Annotated in this window: 18 protein-coding genes and 1 riboswitch; of the genes, 7 read left to right on the top strand and 11 right to left on the bottom strand. The window is 63.4% G+C overall.

Annotated features, from left to right (window positions below; all coding sequences use genetic code 11):
• Window positions 1-15 precede the first annotated feature (15 nt).
• Genes ACIQUB_RS13040 through ACIQUB_RS13030 form a run of 3 tightly spaced genes read left to right on the top strand, consistent with a single transcriptional unit; the run spans window position 16 to window position 3,966 of the window.
• Window positions 16-1,521 (top strand): FAD-dependent oxidoreductase, encoded by a 1,506-nt coding sequence (locus ACIQUB_RS13040; RefSeq protein WP_402930030.1) that lies wholly within the window; start codon window positions 16-18, stop codon window positions 1,519-1,521.
• Entirely contained in the window at window positions 1,518-2,297 is a 780-nt protein-coding gene (locus ACIQUB_RS13035; RefSeq protein ID WP_402930029.1) for a 3-ketoacyl-ACP reductase, read from the top strand. The genes ACIQUB_RS13040 and ACIQUB_RS13035 overlap by 4 nt, the downstream gene beginning before the upstream one ends.
• A 13-nt stretch (window positions 2,298-2,310) precedes the next feature.
• Entirely contained in the window at window positions 2,311-3,966 is a 1,656-nt protein-coding gene (locus ACIQUB_RS13030) for a GMC family oxidoreductase (protein ID WP_402930027.1), read from the top strand.
• Window positions 3,967-3,972: 6 nt separating this feature from the next.
• Here ACIQUB_RS13030 and eutC read toward each other — a convergent pair whose 3' ends face one another.
• The 11 genes from eutC to ACIQUB_RS12975 all read right to left on the bottom strand — a co-directional run bounded on the left by eutC (window position 3,973) and on the right by ACIQUB_RS12975 (window position 14,499).
• Complete coding sequence (eutC, locus tag ACIQUB_RS13025) at window positions 3,973-4,758, bottom strand: ethanolamine ammonia-lyase subunit EutC (protein ID WP_402930025.1); 786 nt, start codon at window positions 4,756-4,758, stop codon at window positions 3,973-3,975.
• Window positions 4,751-6,136: an ethanolamine ammonia-lyase subunit EutB gene (locus ACIQUB_RS13020; protein ID WP_402930023.1), complete on the bottom strand. Its 1,386-nt coding sequence runs from the start codon at window positions 6,134-6,136 to the stop codon at window positions 4,751-4,753. The genes eutC and ACIQUB_RS13020 overlap by 8 nt, the downstream gene beginning before the upstream one ends.
• 242 nt (window positions 6,137-6,378) lie before the next feature.
• The gene (locus tag ACIQUB_RS13015) at window positions 6,379-7,161 is read right to left on the bottom strand and encodes a class I SAM-dependent methyltransferase (protein ID WP_402930297.1); all 783 of its coding nucleotides are present in this window, start codon (window positions 7,159-7,161) and stop codon (window positions 6,379-6,381) included.
• Window positions 7,162-7,173: 12 nt separating this feature from the next.
• The gene (locus ACIQUB_RS13010; RefSeq protein WP_402930021.1) at window positions 7,174-7,944 is read right to left on the bottom strand and encodes an ABC transporter ATP-binding protein; all 771 of its coding nucleotides are present in this window, start codon (window positions 7,942-7,944) and stop codon (window positions 7,174-7,176) included.
• Window positions 7,941-8,936 (bottom strand): FecCD family ABC transporter permease, encoded by a 996-nt coding sequence (locus ACIQUB_RS13005; protein ID WP_402930019.1) that lies wholly within the window; start codon window positions 8,934-8,936, stop codon window positions 7,941-7,943. Before ACIQUB_RS13005 ends, ACIQUB_RS13010 begins: the two co-directional genes overlap by 4 nt.
• A 41-nt stretch (window positions 8,937-8,977) precedes the next feature.
• Window positions 8,978-10,009 (bottom strand): ABC transporter substrate-binding protein, encoded by a 1,032-nt coding sequence (locus ACIQUB_RS13000; protein WP_402930017.1) that lies wholly within the window; start codon window positions 10,007-10,009, stop codon window positions 8,978-8,980.
• A gap of 244 nt (window positions 10,010-10,253) precedes the next feature.
• Window positions 10,254-10,493: riboswitch (cobalamin riboswitch) on the bottom strand.
• A 48-nt stretch (window positions 10,494-10,541) separates the two neighbouring features.
• Entirely contained in the window at window positions 10,542-10,925 is a 384-nt protein-coding gene (locus ACIQUB_RS12995; RefSeq protein WP_402930015.1) for a c-type cytochrome, read from the bottom strand.
• A 153-nt stretch (window positions 10,926-11,078) separates the two neighbouring features.
• Window positions 11,079-12,311: an ABC transporter substrate-binding protein gene (locus ACIQUB_RS12990; protein WP_402930295.1), complete on the bottom strand. Its 1,233-nt coding sequence runs from the start codon at window positions 12,309-12,311 to the stop codon at window positions 11,079-11,081.
• A gap of 23 nt (window positions 12,312-12,334) precedes the next feature.
• On the bottom strand, window positions 12,335-13,387 hold the full coding sequence (locus ACIQUB_RS12985; RefSeq protein ID WP_402930013.1) for an aldo/keto reductase: 1,053 nt from the start codon (window positions 13,385-13,387) through the stop codon (window positions 12,335-12,337).
• 10 nt (window positions 13,388-13,397) lie between these two features.
• Window positions 13,398-13,748 carry a TIGR04076 family protein gene (locus ACIQUB_RS12980; RefSeq protein ID WP_402930011.1) on the bottom strand — a complete coding sequence of 117 codons (351 nt, stop codon included), beginning with the start codon at window positions 13,746-13,748 and terminating at the stop codon, window positions 13,398-13,400.
• A complete protein-coding gene (locus tag ACIQUB_RS12975; protein WP_402930009.1) occupies window positions 13,741-14,499 on the bottom strand; it encodes a GntR family transcriptional regulator in 759 nt (252 codons plus the stop codon). The genes ACIQUB_RS12980 and ACIQUB_RS12975 overlap by 8 nt, the downstream gene beginning before the upstream one ends.
• A 100-nt stretch (window positions 14,500-14,599) precedes the next feature.
• On the opposite strand from ACIQUB_RS12975, the gene ACIQUB_RS12970 reads away from it, so the two are divergent.
• Genes ACIQUB_RS12970 through ACIQUB_RS12955 form a run of 4 tightly spaced genes read left to right on the top strand, consistent with a single transcriptional unit; the run spans window position 14,600 to window position 18,022 of the window.
• Window positions 14,600-15,409, top strand: coding sequence for an ABC transporter ATP-binding protein (locus ACIQUB_RS12970; protein WP_402930007.1), 810 nt, complete (start codon window positions 14,600-14,602; stop codon window positions 15,407-15,409).
• Window positions 15,406-16,146, top strand: coding sequence for an ABC transporter ATP-binding protein (locus ACIQUB_RS12965; RefSeq protein ID WP_402930005.1), 741 nt, complete (start codon window positions 15,406-15,408; stop codon window positions 16,144-16,146). Before ACIQUB_RS12970 ends, ACIQUB_RS12965 begins: the two co-directional genes overlap by 4 nt.
• Window positions 16,143-17,054 carry a branched-chain amino acid ABC transporter permease gene (locus ACIQUB_RS12960; protein WP_402930003.1) on the top strand — a complete coding sequence of 304 codons (912 nt, stop codon included), beginning with the start codon at window positions 16,143-16,145 and terminating at the stop codon, window positions 17,052-17,054. The genes ACIQUB_RS12965 and ACIQUB_RS12960 overlap by 4 nt, the downstream gene beginning before the upstream one ends.
• On the top strand, window positions 17,051-18,022 hold the full coding sequence (locus ACIQUB_RS12955) for a branched-chain amino acid ABC transporter permease (protein ID WP_402930001.1): 972 nt from the start codon (window positions 17,051-17,053) through the stop codon (window positions 18,020-18,022). Before ACIQUB_RS12960 ends, ACIQUB_RS12955 begins: the two co-directional genes overlap by 4 nt.
• Window positions 18,023-18,024: the final 2 nt, after the last annotated feature.

Below are 18,024 nucleotides of genomic sequence, written 5' to 3'. Positions count from 1 at the left end.
CGGCGGGACAGCAATATGAACAGAACACCTGATATCGTCATCATCGGCTCGGGCATCGGTGGCGCGACCGTCGCTGCCGGGTTGGCTCCCACCGGAGCCGAGATCCTCATTCTCGAAGCCGGCGAACGGATCGCCGACCATCCCGTCAACCGCGACCAGCGGGCGATCTTCCAGCGCGGCCATTTCCGCCCAAAGGAGACCTGGTACGAGGCCGACGGCACCGGCTTCAATCCCGGCAACTACTACAATGTCGGCGGCAATTCGAAATTCTTTGGCGCCGTGCTCTCGCGCTACCGCCGCGAGGATTTCGAAGAGATCCATCACCGCGAAGGCGTCTCGCCTGCATGGCCGTTTCCCTATGAGGAACTGGAGCCGTGGTATGGCCGCGCCGAGAAACTGTACCGGGTGCGCGGTGCGCTCGGCGACGATCCGACGGAGCCTTCCCACTCGACACCCTATGATTACCCACCGGTGCGCGAAGAACCAGCCATCGCCGATGTCAGGGCGCGGCTGAAGGCGAAGGGGCTGCACCCCTTCTCGCTCCCCCTGGGTGTCGATATCGACAAATGGCTGGCCAAGGCGCCAACCCCCTGGGACGCGCATCCGAATTCCGACGACGGCAAGATGGATGCAGAAACGGCCGCACTGTCGCAGGCACTGAAACACGACAATGTCCGCCTTCAGACCAACTCTCCCGTCATCAAGCTGGAAGCGGATGCCGACGGCCGCATCTCTGGCGTCACCTACCGGCAAGGCGGCGAAACCCGCACACTGCATCCCAAGCTCGTCATTCTGAGCGCCGGCGCCGTCCAGTCCGCCGTGCTCTTGCTACGCTCGGCAAATGACCGGTTTCCCGAGGGGCTCGCCAATTCGTCGGGCCAGGTCGGGCGCAACTTCATGAACCACAACTCCTCGGCCGTAATCGGTGTCTCGCCCCGATATCGCAACACTTCGATCTACCAGAAGACCTTCGCCTTCAACGATTTCTATTTGTCCGACGGCAATGGCGGACCGCCGCTCGGCAATGTCCAGCTGCTCGGCCGCATCTCCGGCAAGGTATTGAAGGGATCGCTGCCGAATGTCCCGGAATGGCTGCTCAATCGGATCACCGGCCATGCGATCGATTTCTACGCCATGAGCGAGGACGTTCCCAATCCGGAAAGCCGGGTGATGGTCGATGGCGACCGCATCGTCTTGAAATGGCATCGCACCAACTGGGATGCCCACCTCTCGCTGGTCTCCAAGCTCAAGGACATCCTGCGCTCGATCGGTTTTCCTCTGGTGCTCAGCCGGCCGTTCGACAAGCGCACGCCATCGCATCAATGCGGGACCATCAGGATCGGCCGCGACCCGGCGTCGGCTCCGCTCGACATCTACTGCCGCGCCTTCGATCACCAGAACCTCTTCGTCGTCGATGCGAGCTTCCTGCCGACCTCGGCGGCCGTCAATCCGGCCCTGACGGTGGCGAGCCAGGCGCTGCGCGTCGCAGACCATATCGCTTCAAAGGATTTGAGAGCATGACGACGCATTCGGACAAGCCCGTCGCCGTGGTCACCGGCGGCCGTCGCGGCATTGGCCTCGGCATCGCCGGCGCGCTAGCCAAATCAGGCTTCAATGTCGTGATAACAGGCGTCGGCGCCGCGGAGACCGCGGACGAGACCGTTGCGCAGCTGAAGCAGCACGGTGGCGATGCGATCTATCTGCAGGCGGATATCTCCGCTGTCGAAAAGCACGAGGAAACGGTTCACGCGATCCTGCAGGCCTTCGGGCGCATCGATTGCCTGGTCAACAATGCCGGAATGGCCGCCGTGGTCAGGGGCGATTTCCTCAGGCTGACGCCTGACAATTTCGACACGATCATGGCCACGAACCTACGCGGCACGGTGTTCTTCACCCAGGCGGTGGTGAAAGCGATGCTTGTCTCGGGCGACAAGCCGCACCCGCGCTCGATCATCAACATCACCTCGGTATCGGCAGAGGCAAGCTCGCCGGAGCGCCTGGACTACTGCATCAGCAAGGCGGGTCTTGCGGCCTTTTCTCAGGGGCTCGCGCTGCGCCTGGCGGAATCGGGCGTCTCCGTTTTCGAACTCCGACCGGGCATCATCCGCACCGACATGACGGCAGGCGTGACCTCGAAATACGACGCGCTGATCGAAGGCGGGCTCGTGCCGATGAAGCGCTGGGGAGAGGCCGACGACATCGGCCGGATTTGCTCCGCCCTTGCCTCCGGCGCCTTCGCCTTTGCGACCGGCACCGTCATCGACGCCGATGGCGGCCTTTCCATTCCCCGCTTGTGACAGGATAGAACCAATGGGCTTTGACTATATCATAACGGGCGCGGGTCCCGCCGGCTGCGTGCTCGCCAGCAGGCTGAGCGAAGATCCAGATGTCAGCGTGCTGCTTCTGGAAGCCGGTGGCGGTGACTGGAACCCGCTGTTTCATATGCCGGCCGGTTTTGCCAAGATGACCAAGGGTGTGGCCAGCTGGGGATGGGAAACCGTTCCGCAGAAGCACATGAAAGGCCGGGTACTGCGCTATACGCAGGCAAAGGTGATAGGCGGCGGTTCGTCCATCAATGCCCAGCTCTACACAAGGGGCAATTCAGCCGACTACGATCTCTGGGCCAGCGAGGACGGCTGCGAGGGCTGGGACTACCGCTCGATCCTCCCCTACTTCAAGCGCGCCGAGGACAACCAGCGCTTCGCCGACGACTATCACGCCTATGGCGGACCGCTCGGTGTCTCGATGCCGGTCTCCGCGCTGCCGATCTGCGACGCCTATATCCGTGCCGGCCAGGAGCTCGGCATTCCCTACAATCATGACTTCAACGGCAAGCAGCAGGCGGGCGTCGGCTTCTACCAGCTGACCCAGCGCGACCGCCGCCGCTCATCCGCGTCACTCGCCTATCTCTCGCCCATCAAGGACCGAAAGAACCTGACGATCCGCACCGGCGCCCGCGTGAGCAGGATCGTGATCGAGGGAACAAGAGCGGTCGGCGTCGAAGTCGTGACGGACAAGGGCTCCGAAGTGATCCGCGCGGAACGCGAAGTGCTGGTGTCATCGGGAGCCATCGGCTCGCCGAAGCTCCTGCTGCAATCCGGCATCGGCCCGGCCGATCATCTGACATCCGTTGGCGTCAAGGTGCACCACGATCTCCCCGGCGTCGGCGGCAACCTGCAGGATCATCTCGACCTCTTCGTCATTTGCGAATGTACCGGCGACCACACCTATGACGGCGTCGCCAAATTGCACCGGACGGTCTGGGCGGGGCTGGAATACATCCTCTTCCGCACCGGCCCGGTTGCGTCCTCGCTCTTCGAGACTGGTGGTTTCTGGTATGCGGACCCGAATGCGCGTTCTCCCGATATCCAGTTCCACCTCGGCCTCGGCTCCGGCATCGAGGCGGGCGTCGAGCGGCTGAAGAATGCCGGCGTGACGCTGAACTCGGCCTATCTCCACCCGCGCTCGCGCGGCACCGTCAGGCTCAAATCGTCCGATCCGGCGGCAGCGCCGCTGATCGATCCGAACTACTGGTCCGACCCGCATGACCGGACGATGTCGCTGGAAGGCCTGAAGATCGCGCGGGAAATCATGCAGCAGGCGGCGCTGAAGCCCTTCGTGCTGGCCGAGCGGCTTCCCGGACCGAAGGTGATGACCGACGACGAGCTCTTCGACTATGGCTGCGCCAACGCCAAGACCGACCATCACCCCGTCGGAACCTGCAAGATGGGTACGGGCGCGGACGCGGTCGTCGGGCTCGATCTCAAGGTGCACGGACTGGAAGGCCTACGCGTCTGCGATTCCTCCGTTATGCCGCGCGTTCCCTCCTGCAACACCAACGCGCCGACCATCATGGTGGGCGAGAAGGGCTCGGACATCATTCGCGGCAAGCTGCCGCTTCCCGGCGCCATCTTCGAGCACGAGCGCAACGACACGCGGCCGCGCGCACGGGCCGGGATCCGCTGACGCCGATCACGAAGCGCTGGGCAGCCTCACCAGCGCTTCCTTCAGGCCGACGCCGCTCACACCTGTCTTCGTCATGTCGGCGATGAGACCGGCGATGGTCTTCGCCGCCTGCTCCATCGACAGGCCGCCCTCGCGCATGTTCGAGACGCAGTTCCGCCGTGAATCCGGTGTGCCGACGGATGGCTCGTAGGTGATATAGGCGCCGAGACTGTCGGCAGCGGAGAGACCCGGCCTCTCCCCGATCAGCACGATCGTCATCCGCGCACCGAGAATTTCGCCGACCTCGTCCGCAAGCGCCACGCGCGCCTGCCGCGCGACGGCGATCGGGCCGATCGACAAGCCGGCTAAGCGCAACAGGCCCGCGAGTTCGCGCACGAGCGCGACCGCATTGATATCGACCGCGCTTGACGAGAGACCGTCGGCAATGGTGATGACGACGTCGCACCCTTTGCCCTCAGACGGCAGAGCATCCAGCCGCTCGACCGAAGCGCGCGACAACTTGCGGCCAAGATCAGGCCGGCGCAAATAGCTGCCGCGATCTTCAGCCATGCTCTCCACCGACACGACATCCAGCCCGAGCGCATCGAGATCGCTCTTCAGCCGATCCTCGTCGACCGTCGACCATACGGCTTCGCGGGCCCGTGCGTGATCGAGCAGGAAAGCCAGCTGCGCCTTGGTCGGCGCTCCGGACCCGAAGCGCCCGAGCGCGACGCGCGCATCGGTCATCTCGGCCAGATCGACGGTGGTCGGCTGGTAATCGGCTCTGAGTTCGGTGGCGGTGGATTTAGACAAGAGCGGCCCTCGACAGGTAATCGGTCAGCATGGCGGGCGCGCCCGATAGCGCCCCGGCATCATTGGTCAGTCCGACATCGCGCAGCCACGTCTCGAACTCCGGCGCCGGTGGGCGGCCAAGGGTCTCGCGGCAGAACACCGCGTCGTGGTGGGACAGCGACTGGTAGTTCAGCATGATGTCGTCGGCGCCGGGCACCGTGATGACGAAATTGACGTTTGCCGCGCAAAGCAGCGTCAACAGCGTATCCATGTCTTCCTGGTCGGCATCGGCATGGTTCGTGTAACAAACATCGACGCCCATCGGCAGGCCGAGCAGCTTGCCGCAGAAATGATCCTCGATACCGGCGCGGATGATCTGCTTTCCGTTGAAAAGATATTCCGGACCGATGAAGCCGACCACAGTGTTGACCAGCAACGGATCGAACTCGCGCGCGACCGCGTAAGCCCTGGTTTCCATCGTCTGCTGGTCGACGCCGAAATGCGCGTCGGCCGAGAGCGCTGCACCCTGCCCTGTTTCGAAATACATCAGGTTGGCGCCCGGCATTCCGCGTTTCAGCGACCGTCCGGCATCCTGCGCCTCCTTCAGCAACGCCAGATCGATGCCGAAGCCTTCATTGGCCTTCTGCGAACCCGCGACCGACTGGAACATCAGGTCAACCGGCGCCCGCGCCTCGACAGCGCGAATGGCGGTGGTAACGTGGCCGAGACAGCAAGTCTGTGTGGGGATGGCGAGCCGCTCGCGGATTTCGTCGAGCAGCGAGACGATCCGCACATAGTCCTCGACGCTGTCAGTCGCCGGGTTGACGCCAATAACCGCGTCGCCGGAGCCCATCAGCAGGCCATCGATCGCCGAAGCGGCGATGCCGCGGCTGTCGTCGGTCGGGTGGTTCGGCTGGTTGCGGGTCGACAGGCGGCCGGTCAGACCGAGCGTGTTGCGAAAGCGTGTGACGACCTGCCGCTTGGCGGCGACAGCGATCAGATCCTGCAGCCGCATGATCTTCGAAACGGCCGCCAGCATTTCCGGGGTGATGCCATATGTGATCGCTTCAAGCGTCCGCTGGTCTGTTTCCGGCTTCAGCAACCACTCGCGAAACTCGCCCACAGTGAACGAACTGATCGGCGCGAAGGCTTGCGCGTCGAACTGCCTCGCGATCAGCGCCGAGACCTCATCGCTCTCCGATGGGATAACCTCTTCAGCCAAAAACGCCTTCAGCGGCAGATCGGCAAGCGCCATTTGCGCGGCGAGCCGCTCGACTGGTCCGCTGGCCGCGATACCGGCGAGCTGATCGCCGGAGCGTTCCGGCGTCGCTTTTGCGAGGAGGTCCTTGAGATCGCGAAAGCCGAAGCGCGTTCGTTCGATCGTCGTGCTGTATGCCATTCCGGGAGTCCTAGCGTTCAAGGGTCTCAGCCCATCCCGATCCGATCGGGCTGACTGACAGGCGTATTCCTCCCTTGAGACTGCCGGCGCTCGGCCTTTCCAGACGGTGATCCGGCCTCCCGTGCCGATCACCGCAAGCATGAGCGCCATGCCGTTATGCGCAGATGACCTCGTCTAGCCGATAACGTCAACATGCTGCGATGGCAACAGGCTGCAGAATTCGCAATTCAGCTGTTGCTACCTTATGAAACGCCTGCGGATTTCGCGACGAGAATGAAGCGCCGATAGACCAGCGTCCTGAGCTTGTTGCGCAGATTGGCGCCACGCCGCTGGGCTTTCGCGATCGGTCCATGCGACGATATCTCGAAATCCACGAAGCCGGCCTGCTTCAATTGCGGAACGAGATCATCCGGCCGCAGCCCGGCGCCGAAGGGGAGTCCAGCCATGATCGCCGAGTGGCGCTCGCTCATCGCGCCGTCATAATGCCGGTCAGCGCCGCAGAAACGATCGATCCGGCGGATGAGCCATGCCGCAGCGCGGCCGAGCCTTGTCGGCTTCGCCCAATCACCGTCGAAGACAAGAAGTGTGCCACCCGGCTTCAACACCCGATGCCACTCGCCGAACGCCTTTGCAGGATCAGTCAGCGTCCACACCAGATGCCGGCAGATGATCGCGTCGTAGCGGCCATCCGGCTCCATCGGGTTTTCAGCGTCCGCCAGCACGAAGCGCAACCGTTCCTTGCCGGCGTGCTTGGCCTTGGCGATGGACAGCATGGCCTCCGAGAAATCCAGCGCAGTCACATCGTGGCCGAGATCGTGGATCACCGCCGTGACCTCACCAGTGCCGCAGGCAAGTTCGAGGACCCGCAAGGGCTTCGGCCCCAGATGATCGCGCATCGGCTGCTGCCAAGCATCGAACTCCGGGCCGCGCGGTATCCTGTGGCCGAAGGCAAGATCGAATGTCTGCGAGCGCTTGGACCAGTAGTCCCTGATCTCTTCCTTCAAATCGAAATTGGTTTGTCTGATGGACATCGGACCTCAAGAAATACAGGCAAGAAAATGGATATGCTGCCGACCATGATGCGGCGAGCGCTCGATATGGGCGCGCACCCCGAACACGTCGGCGATCAAGCCTTCGGTCAATACCTCGTCCGCCGGTCCGACCGCAACAAGTCGACCCTGGCTAAGCACAGCAATCCTGTCGCAAAACATGGCGGCGAGGTTCAGATCATGCAGCGCAACGATGCTGGTGATCGGCAGCGTGGCAACCAGCGACAGGATTTCGAGCTGATGCTGGATGTCGAGGTGATTGGTCGGCTCGTCGAGCAGAAGCTCGGTCGGCGTCTGCGCCAGTGCGCGGGCGATATGCACACGCTGGCGCTCGCCGCCCGACAGTGTGTGCCAGAGCTGCCGCGCCTTCTCGACCATGCCCACCTGCCGCAGCGCGTTCTCGACCGCCTCCTCGTCATGGGCGCTCCAAGGCGCCAGCGGACCGCGATGCGGCGTGCGCCCGAGACGGACGACCTCGGTGACCGTCACCTGTGTTTCGGTCGTGGCCTGCTGCTCGACAAAGGCAACACGCCGGGCGATATCGCGGCGTGCAAGCGTGTCGATGCCGGTATCGCCGAGCGCGATGACACCGCTCTTCACCTTGCGCAACCCGCCGATCAATCGCAGCAGGCTGGATTTTCCCGAACCGTTCGGCCCGATCAGGCCGAGCGTCTGGCCAGTGGGGACCTCGAGGCTCACACCCTTGACAACAAGCACGCCTGACGTTGCCCAATGCACATCGCTGATGGAAATGCTCATGCGGGCCGCCTCGCCTTGTAGAGAATGAGCGCGAATGCCGGCGCACCGAAGAGCGCGGTGACGACGCCGATCGGCAGCACCTGCTGCGGGATGATGACGCGCGAGACGATATCGGCGACCACCATGAAGATGGCGCCGGATATCGCCGTTGCCGGCAACAGGCGCCCATGCCCCGGCCCGACCACAAATCGCGCTGCATGCGGAATGACTAGGCCGACAAAGCCGATCGAGCCAACGATGCTGACCATCGTCGCGGTAAGGAGCGCCGTGAGCGCGAGCAGCACGATCCGGATACCGGCAACGGGAATGCCGAGCGCTGCCGCCGCATCCGTGCCGAAGGCGAAGGCGTCTAGCGCACGGGCGTAAAGCATGCAGACGAGAAAGCCGCCAATCGCCACGGGAGCGGCAAGATAGACATCCGGCCAGCGCACACCGGAAAGGCTGCCGAGGAGCCAGAACATGACACCTCGCGCCTGCTCGGCATTGGCCGATGTCGTGACGATATAGGATGTCAGCGCGTTGAAGAGTTGCGAGCCGGCGACGCCCGCGAGAATGATGCGGTCCGTCCCACCGCCCGATCCCGCCGCCAGCAAAGACACCAGCAGGAACGCCGCGACGGCGCCGACGAAGGCGCCGGCCGAAAGCGTCAGGACGCCATAGCCGAAGCCGAGGATCATGACGGCGACGGCGCCGGTGGACGCGCCGGCGGAGATGCCGAGCACGTAGGGTTCAGCCAGCGGATTGCGCAGCAACGCCTGCAGCACCGCGCCGCATAGCGCCAAAGCCGCTCCGGCGCTGGCGGCGACAAGCGCGCGGCTCAGGCGATAATCCCAGATGATGCCTTCATGGATGCGGCTGAGTTCGAAGCCGGTGCCAAGCACGCGGTTTGTAACTGCCTTGGCCGTCGTGCCGACAGGAATGGAGATCTCGCCGATGGATACGGCGAGACTGATGACAAAGCCCAATGCCACGACGGCAAGGACGAAGAGCACAAGCAGCGCTCTCCATCCTCGGTGGGCTATCGACGCGTGCCTCACTTGGAAAGACCGAAGGACTTGATGCCGGCGGCGAGGCGTTCTAGACCATCGATGGTACGGATCGTCGGGTTCATCGACTGCGCATCCATCTCGACGAAGTGCCTGTCCTTGACGGCATCGAGCTGGCTGGTGACCGGGTCTTTTTCAAGAAAATCGATCTTCACCTTCGGATCGTCGGCGGCATAGCGGCGGCGGTCCATGGTGGCGATGACGATGACACCAGGATTAGCTTGCGCGATAGTTTCCCAGCCGACCAGCGGCCACTCTTCCTCGGTGCTGACGACATTGCGGGCGCCGAGCGTCTTCAGAATATAGGCCGGCGCACTGTTCTTGCCGGCGATAAAGGCATCGCCTTGCACTTCCTTGCTGGAAAACCAGAAGGCGACGGGCAGATCCTTCGCGGACCCGCCGAGCGATGCCACGGCATCCGATTCGCGCTTCTTCAAGTCAGCGATCAGGGCCGCGCCGCGATCCTGGATGTCGTAGATTTCCGCCAGTTCGGCGATCTCCTGATAGATCAGCTCCATGGTGAAGAGCTCGCTGCGCACGCCGTCACCACCATCGGTGTTGACCTTCGCGACGCAATCGGCCGGCGAGACATAGGTCTTGATGCCGAGCCCTGCAAACTGCTCGCGCTTGCCGACCGAGCCTTGCGTGCCGACATGCCATTCGAACTCGGCCGCAACCAAGTCCGGCTCCTGGCCGACGACGGATTCGAAACTCGGATCATTGTCGGCCAGCCGCTTGATCTTCTGGTTGACCTCGGCATAGGCGGGCAGCACCGGCCCGACCCAGACCGCCGTGCCGACGATCTTGTCGGCGAGGCCGAGCGAATAGAGAATTTCGGTCATGCCCTGGCCGATCGAGACCGTCTTCGTCGGCGCGCTGTCGAATGTCACCTGCTGGCCGCAATTGGTGATCGTCAGCGGATAGGTCGTTGCCGCTGCATGGGCGGCGGGGAGAAAGGTAGTGAAAGCGCAAGCCGTCGCGATCGAAAGCAGCGCGGTTCGCAGGATGATGCGGTTCATATTGGTCCTCATGTATGGCTGAAGCCCGCAGCCGACTGGCTGTGGCTGTGAAACTCGAAGCGGGGACCGCCGCGGATGATGCAGGACGAAACAGCAAAGCGCTCGCCTGACATCATGCGGCGGCGAACGCTAGCGCAGGATCACGGACATGAGATTTGCGGAGGGGAATAAAGCGGGACCGCGCCAGCGGCTGACGTCAAAAACCATCATATGATGCTCCTCTCCGGACAACCCCGTCCGGGATGGTGGACACTATTTTGACGGCAGGTCTCCTGGCTTGCGAATATGCACCCGACATCTGCCTTCCCACGAAGAGCTTCGCAGTGGCATGGTGTTCAAGACGAACACCACAAGGACATCAGGCAATCCGCTTACAGTTGCGGGGGCAGCCACGGTCTTGGCCCCATTCGGGTCATCCGCACCGTGTTCCCTATTAATCCCGTCGGAAGTCATCCCTTCGGGAACCATCAAGTGTGACTTAGGCGATCCGGCGCCGAGACGTCAAGTCGTGGTGGGCCGACATTTGCGGCATCTAGGGATTGGCTCGGAGATAGGCGATAAGGTCGGTGATTTCAGAAGCCGTCCAGAGGCCGCCGAAGCTCATCTTCGTTCCCGGCACTTTCTTCTTCGGGCTGGATAGAAATTCCGAGAGCGCGGCCTCGTCCCAGACAAGTCCGCCGGCACCGGCCGTCTTCATCGCATCTGAATATCGGTAGTCGGGCAAGCTTCCAGCCGCACGACCGAAGACACCCTTCAGATGCGGGCCGAAACCGTTGCGATCGGAATCGACCGTGTGACAGGCAACGCACAGCCTGAACACCCGCCGCCCATTCTCGAGATCCTCGGCGGATGCCGCGGATGTCATGACGAGCAGGCTGGCGATCGAACAGATCGAAAGGATTGGGCGTTTTTTCATGTGTCGATGGCCTGTCGTGTTGGTTGCCAAATGCATCGTATCGTTTTTACACGGCGCGATCCGCGAACGACACTGCTTACCCAACAAACCGCATAGGCGCCCAGACCAGACTGGTGCGACATGGGAGCACAGCTCCCATGTCGCCTGGCACCTTTACTGCGCGGTCTTGATCTTGGTGACCTCTTCGGCGCTCAATTCGCCGACCGTCGTCACTTCGCCATTGGAGATCTTCCACAGCCGGAAAGGACCGGTGATGTCGCCGTACGTGTCGAAGCTGACAGGACCGATAACCCCTTCATACTTCACCGGCTTGCCCTCCTTGATGAGCTGCAGCGCCTTGGCGAACTCCTCCTTGCCGGCATGGATCGGCGTGCCACCCGCGGCGACAACTTCCGGCATTGCTGCCTTGATGGCTGCCGCATCGGCCTTGCCGGCCTTGGCGATCGCCAGCGCCACGATCGCACCCGCGTCATAAGAGCGATCGGCGGCTGGGGCAGAAGGCGAGATGCCGCCGGAGAAGGCCTCGTAGTTGCCGTTGAAATATTCGGTCGACGCCGTCGGGCTGGTGCCCGAGGAGGTGCCGTAGGCGTTCTCCAGGTACTGCGCGCCGACGCTCTCGATGAAGTCCTTGGAGTTCATACCGTCGTTCAACAAGAAGGTCTGCTTGCCACCGCCGGAAACCCAGGCGCGGGCGATGGTCGCGCCATCGACCGGCGTGCTAACGAGATAGAGCGCATCGGGATCGCCGGCCATGGCGGCGCTGGCTTCGGACGCGTAGCTCGACTGCTTCTCGTTATAGGGCGTCGTCGAGGTGATCGTGCCGCCGAGCTTCTGGTAGGCGGTCGCGAACTCCTTGACCATGTTGACGCCGAAGTCGTTGTTGACGTTGATGATCGCGATCTTCTTCAGGCCCTGATCCATCGCGAATTTCGCGGCCGCCGTGCCTTGCAGCGCATCGGACGTGATGGTGCGGAAGAAGACGCCGTTGGTCTTGCCGCTGCGGCCAAGCTCGGTCAGCGTCGGCGAAGAGGATGCGGGCGAGACCTGCACGACGCCAGCCGGCGCTGTTACCGATGTCAGGATCGGGATCGATACCGACGAGATGATACCGCCGATGATGACGGGCACCTTCTTGATGTTGACGAGCTGGGTCGCCTGATCGACGGCGACGTTGCCCTGGCTCTGGCTGTCGCGCGTGTCGGCAACGATCTTGCAACCGTTGACGCCACCGGCGTCGTTGATATCGCGGAAGGCCATCTCGACGGACTTCGCGCCCGCCTGGCCATATTCACCGGCAGGGCCGGTCAGTTCCATGACGAGGCCGACGGTGATGTCGCAATCGGCAGCAAACGTCGGCGCCGTGGACGCCGCAAGGGCAGCAACCATGGCGGAAAGCAGGAATGTCGTTTTCATTTTTGTTCCCCTTTGTTGAGATTGTATTTCATGATGCTGCCGTGGCGGCCTTCCCTGTCCCGCTCCAGCGTATAGACGTCGCCGTCGAGCGGCTTTGATCGCGCAAGGATCGCATCAATCTCGGCTCTATCCGTTTCGCTGAGCGCGATATCGGCGATGGCGAGATTGGACTTCAGATGCTCCCTGTTGCGGGCGCCGACGATCACCGCCGCGACGCTTGGCTTGGTCAGCATGGCGGCGCTGGCAACGGTGGCGATATCGGTGTCGTGCCGGTCGGCGATCCCTCGCAGCGTCGACAACAGAGCCTGGAACAGATCCCAGCCGCCGAAATCGTCGATGATCAGCTTGTATTTCGTCAGCGAGCGGTTTTCGAGCGGATGCTCCGGCTCCGTTTGGCCGAGCCAGCGATCGCCGAGAAAGCCGCCAGCCACGGTGCCGTAGCAGAACAGCGCGAAATTCTTCTCCTGAGCAAGCGCCACCATACGCTTTTCCGGGCGCCGGTCGAGCAGCGAGTATTGCAGCTGCAACGAGGTGAAGGGCACGCCCGAGCCGATGATCTTGTCGATATGATCCGTGTCGAAATTGGTGCCGCTGATCTTGCCGATCTTGCCGGCCTCATGCAGTTCCTTTAACCAGCCGGCCGTCTCGAGCCAGCCCTCGATGTCATAGGCCCACCAGTGGAATTGCACGAGATCGAGGCAATCGAGGTTAAGCCGCTTGCGCGAGGTATCGATGACGCCTTCGACGTAGGCCTTGCTGATGTTTGGCAGGACCGTGAGATCGGGCACGAACTTGGTGTGGACGCGGATGCGCGACAGCGCCTCGGCGCCGCGCAGGTTCTTGTAGGCGACGCGGAAACGGCCGATCAGTTCCTCGACGCCGGTATAGATGTCGGCGCAGTCGAAAGTGGTGATCCCGGCATCGGCAAATGCGATCATGTCCTCGACGGCGCTGTCGCCATCGATCGTACCGTGCCCGCCAGCCAGCTGCCAGCCGCCGCGGATGACGCGGGAGATTTCGTAACCGGGGGCGATGGTAATGCGCTGCATATCTTTCGGCCTATTCGTCATTCAAGGGAACCGCCGTGGTGGCGGCATGGCTGAAACGGCGGATACCCGTGCGGGTGATCCTGAGCCGTGTCGAGCAATTGGGGTCCGGGCAAGCGATGTCGGCGTCCGTCGTCATCCAGTCGTTGCGATCGGTCGGGCGCTGCTTGGCCGCGAGCAGCGGCAGCACGGAGGAGAGCGAGTAGATTGAGATCCCCTGCCCTTCCGGCAGGTGCAGCATCTCGCCTCTGAGCTCGAAATGATCACCCGGCCTGGCGCCGCAATAGACGGCACCGCCGTCTGGAATGATCACGTCGACCCTCAGATCGAACAGGTCGAAGCCGTCGTTGATGGGTTCAGCCATGATCGTCTCCCGATGCATTGCCGTCGGGTTCGGCATCCAGCCGCCCGCGGATGAGATCGAAGGAGCGGCTGATATCGTTGGAGAGCGACTGCATCGCAGCCTCGACATCGCGCTTTTCCAGCGCATCGATCAGCGCCCAATGATGATTGGTGGCGGCAAGTCCGCCCTGTTCGTCGTGAATATGCGCGGCCTTGCGAATGATCGCGCCCGATTGCAGCCACAGGCTCTCGACGATCGGGATCAGCACCTGCGAGCGCGCCGCATGATAGATGTGGAAATGAAACTGCTGGTTCAGCGCCGAGGTGACATGGCCGATATCCTTGCCGTGCTGCTCGAAAGCGAGGTCGCAGTCGATATTGATCTGCTTCAGCACAGCGAAATCGTCATCCGTCAGATTGGGCAGCGCCAGCGCAACCATTTGGCCCTCGATCAGGATGCGGGCGCGGGCCAGATCGTCGAGACGCTCGCGAGTGATCAGCGGCACACGCACCGAGCGATTGGGCAGCGATTCCAGCGCCTGCTCGGACACGAGGCGGCCAAGCGCCTCGCGCACCGGCATGGTGCTGGTCTGCAGCCGCTCGGCAAGATCGACGATACGCAGCACGTCGCCGGCATCGAACATGCCGTTGATCAGCGAATTGCGCAGCTGCGCGTAGACGCGGTCCTGCAGCGTTTCGCGCCCGACCGGCGACAGTGCGTCGTCGCGATCGGCCGGCTTGCTCGCATGGGCTCCTGCAGAGGGGACTACCATCGAGCCTGCTCCGTGGAACGCTGCTTTTTTCGGTTGCTTTTCACCATGGGGTGAAGTTTGATCAAACATCACCAATCAAATCAAGAGACTTCTTTTTTCCATGCCTTTGCCAGTGCCAGACGCCCCACCGAAAGTGGCAGAACCTGCCAGAGCCGTGATCGACGCGCGCGAGCTGGTGAAGTCGTTTCAGGGCAACGTGGCCGTCGGCGGCATGTCGCTCAGGCTCGGCGAAGGCGAAATGGTAGGCCTCATCGGCCCGAACGGCGCCGGCAAGACGACGCTGTTCAATCTGATCGCCGGCAGCCTCAAGCCGACATCGGGCGAGATCTGGATTGGCGGCCGCGAGGTCTCGCAGGAAAGCCCGGAACAGAGAATTGGCCGCGGCGTCGGCCGCACCTTCCAGATCCCGAAGCCCTTTCTCGAGATGACCGTGCTCGAAAACGTGCTTGTCGGCGCGCAGGCGCAGGACGGCGAGCGGCTGTTTGCCAACTTCCTGCGCTTCGGTCATGTCAGGCAGCAGGAACGGCTGGCGATCGAGAAGGCGCGCGCGCTGCTGGAGTTCGTCACCCTCTCCGGCCTCGAAGGACAGCCTGCCAAGGTTCTCTCAGGCGGGCAGCGCAAGCTGCTGGAGTTGGCGCGCATCCTGATGGCCGACCCGCAGGCGATCCTGCTCGACGAACCGGCGGCGGGCGTCAATCCGGCACTCTTGGAAACGATCATGGAACGCGTGCTGGAGCTCAATGCGCAGGGCAAGTCGATCCTGCTGATCGAACACAATATGGATATGGTGTCGCGGCTCTGCTCGCGCGTCGTGGCCATGGCGCTCGGCAAGCCGCTGGCCGAGGGCACGCCTGCCGACGTCGCCTCCAATCCCGATGTCATCGAAGCCTACCTCGGAGCGGCCGCATGACCGCGCCGGCGCTTGAAACCCGTGCGCTGGTCGCTGGATACGAACCCGATCTGCCGATCGTGCGCGGCGTCGATCTCTCGGTGGCACCCGGAGAGCTGTTGGTGCTGCTCGGGCCGAACGGAGCTGGGAAATCGACCTTCGTCAAGGCGATCGCCGGCGTGGTGCCAATCCACTCGGGAAGCGTCCTGCTCGGCGAGCGGGAGATCACCCGCGTCGCGTCCCACCGCAAGATCGCCGAAGGCCTTGCCTTCGTGCCGCAGACAGAAAACATCTTCGCGACGCTGACCGTCCACGAAAACCTGCAGCTTGCCGCAGCCGTCCTGCCGAAGGCGCAGCGAGCCGAACGGATCGCCGCGCTCTATCGTCGTTTCCCCGATCTCGCCAGTAAGCCCTCGCGCCTTGCCGGCGCGTTATCGGGTGGACAGCGGCAAATGCTGGCGGTCGCCCGCGCGCTGATCGTCGATCCCTCCGTCCTTATCCTCGACGAACCCTCCGCCGGTCTGTCGCCGAAGATCGTCGGCGAGGTGTTTTCGATGCTGAAGGAGATCAACGCCGGCGGCGTCACCGTCATTCTCGTCGAGCAGAACGTCAAGGCGGCGCTCGCAATCGCCAGCCGCGCCGTCATCCTGGTCGAAGGCAGGATCAGGCACGAGGGCGAGGCCTCTTCGCTGCTCGGCGACCCGCTGATCGCCAAGCTTTATCTCGGCACCACCAAGCAGGCGTCGGAGGCACCATGAACCCGCAATTTCTCATGGACGGCCTGGTTGCCGGCGCGATGATCGGCCTTGGCGCCATCGGCGTGACGCTCACCTATTCGATCCTGCGCTTCGCCAATTTCGCCCATGGCGAGATGCTCTCCTGGGGCGCCTATCTGGCGCTCGCCGTCAGCGGCGGCCTCGGCCTCCTGTCCACGTCGCTGACCAAGCCGATCGGCCCCTTCTCCTTCGGCTGGTCGCTGCCGCTTGCGGCCGTCATCTCGATCCTGCTCACGGGCTTGCTTGCGCTCGCCGTCGATGCGGTGCTGTTCGGGCGCCTGCGGGCGCGCGGCGGCGCGATCATCATCCTCGTCATGGCGAGCTTCGGCGCCTCGCTTGCGCTGCGCAGCCTGCTCGAATTCATCTTCACCTCGAAGCCCGCCTATTACACGAAGGCACTGCAGATCGCCGTGAAGATCGGCGGCGGCCTGCGCGCCACGCCCGATCAGCTCCTGTCGCTCGGCCTGTCCTTGGTCGCGGTCGTCGCCATCCACCTGTTGATGACCCGCACCGATATCGGCCGCTCGATGCGCGCCGTCAGCGAAAATCCGGCTCTGGCGGGCATCGCCGGCGTGGATGTGCGCCGCGTGATCCGCGTCGTCTGGTTCGTCGGTGCTGCCCTTGCCTGCATCGCCGGCATCATGACCGGCCTTCTGGTACAGATCCGCCCCTATCTCGGCCACGACCTGCTGCTGCCGCTGTTTGCAGCCGCGATCCTCGGCGGGATCGGCAGCGTTCCCGGCGCGATGATCGCTGGATTGATCGTCGGCCTGTCGGAGGCCGCGGCCGTTCAGATCGTCGGCGCCGAATGGCGGGCGGCTGTTTCCTTCGTCATCCTTGTGGCGGTCCTGCTTCTTCGCCCGCGCGGCCTGTTCGGGAGAGCGGCATGAGCCTTGATCTGATCGCCTACGCCGCCTTCTTCCTCACCATGGCGCTGACCTATGCCATCATGTGCCTCGGGCTCAATGTCCAGTGGGGCCAGACCGGCCTGTTCAACGTCGGCATCGCCGCCTTCGTCGCGATCGGCGCTTACGTATCGGCGCTTTTGACAACGCCGGATGCGCCCGGCCGCTTCGGCGGTTTCGAAATGCCGATCGCCATAGGCTGGCTCGGCGGCGCGCTGTTCGCGGGGCTTGCCGCCTGGCTGGTCGGCGCACTGACCATAAGGCTGCGATCCGATTATCTCGCCATCGCCACCTTCGGCGTTGCGGTCACGGTGCAGCTTTGCGTGCTCAACCTGCAGCCGCTGACAGGCGGCGCCTTCGGCATCGGCTTCATTCCGCGCCCGTTCGGGAGCCTTGCCGCCGATCCGCTGGCATTTTCCCTTTCCAATCTCGCGCTGATGGCGGCCGTGGTGCTGGCGCTCTATCTGGCGCTCCAGCATCTCGCGAAGAGCCCCTGGGGCCGTGTGCTGCGCGCGATCCGCGAGGATGAGAGCGCGGCGCAGGCGCTCGGCAAGCGGCCGATCCGCTTTCGTCTGCAGGCCTTCACCATCGGCGGCGCGATCATGGGGCTTGCCGGTGCCGCGCAAGGCCATTTCATCGGCTTCATCGCGCCCGACAACTATCTGCCGATCCTGACCTTCCAGGTCTGGGCGATGCTGATCGTCGGCGGCTCTGGGAACAATCGCGGCGCCATTCTCGGCGCGGTACTGGTCTGGGGCCTGTGGGCACTGTCGGCCGCCGCCGTCTCCGCCTTCGTGCCGCCCGAACAGCAGGCGCGTGCGGCATCGCTGCAGATCGTCATGATCGGCGTCGGGCTCTGCCTCATCCTGCTCCTGCGCCCCCGCGGCATTCTTGGCGCTTCCAACGCGCTGGCCTCGCTCACCGGCAAGCGCAAACAGACATCCAGGGAATAGAA

The organism is Rhizobium sp. NPDC090275 (genome assembly GCF_044772225.1).
Taxonomy (GTDB): domain Bacteria; phylum Pseudomonadota; class Alphaproteobacteria; order Rhizobiales; family Rhizobiaceae; genus Rhizobium.
The sequence above is the reverse complement of the archived record's forward strand: the minus strand, read 5'-3'. Positions and strand labels throughout refer to the sequence as shown.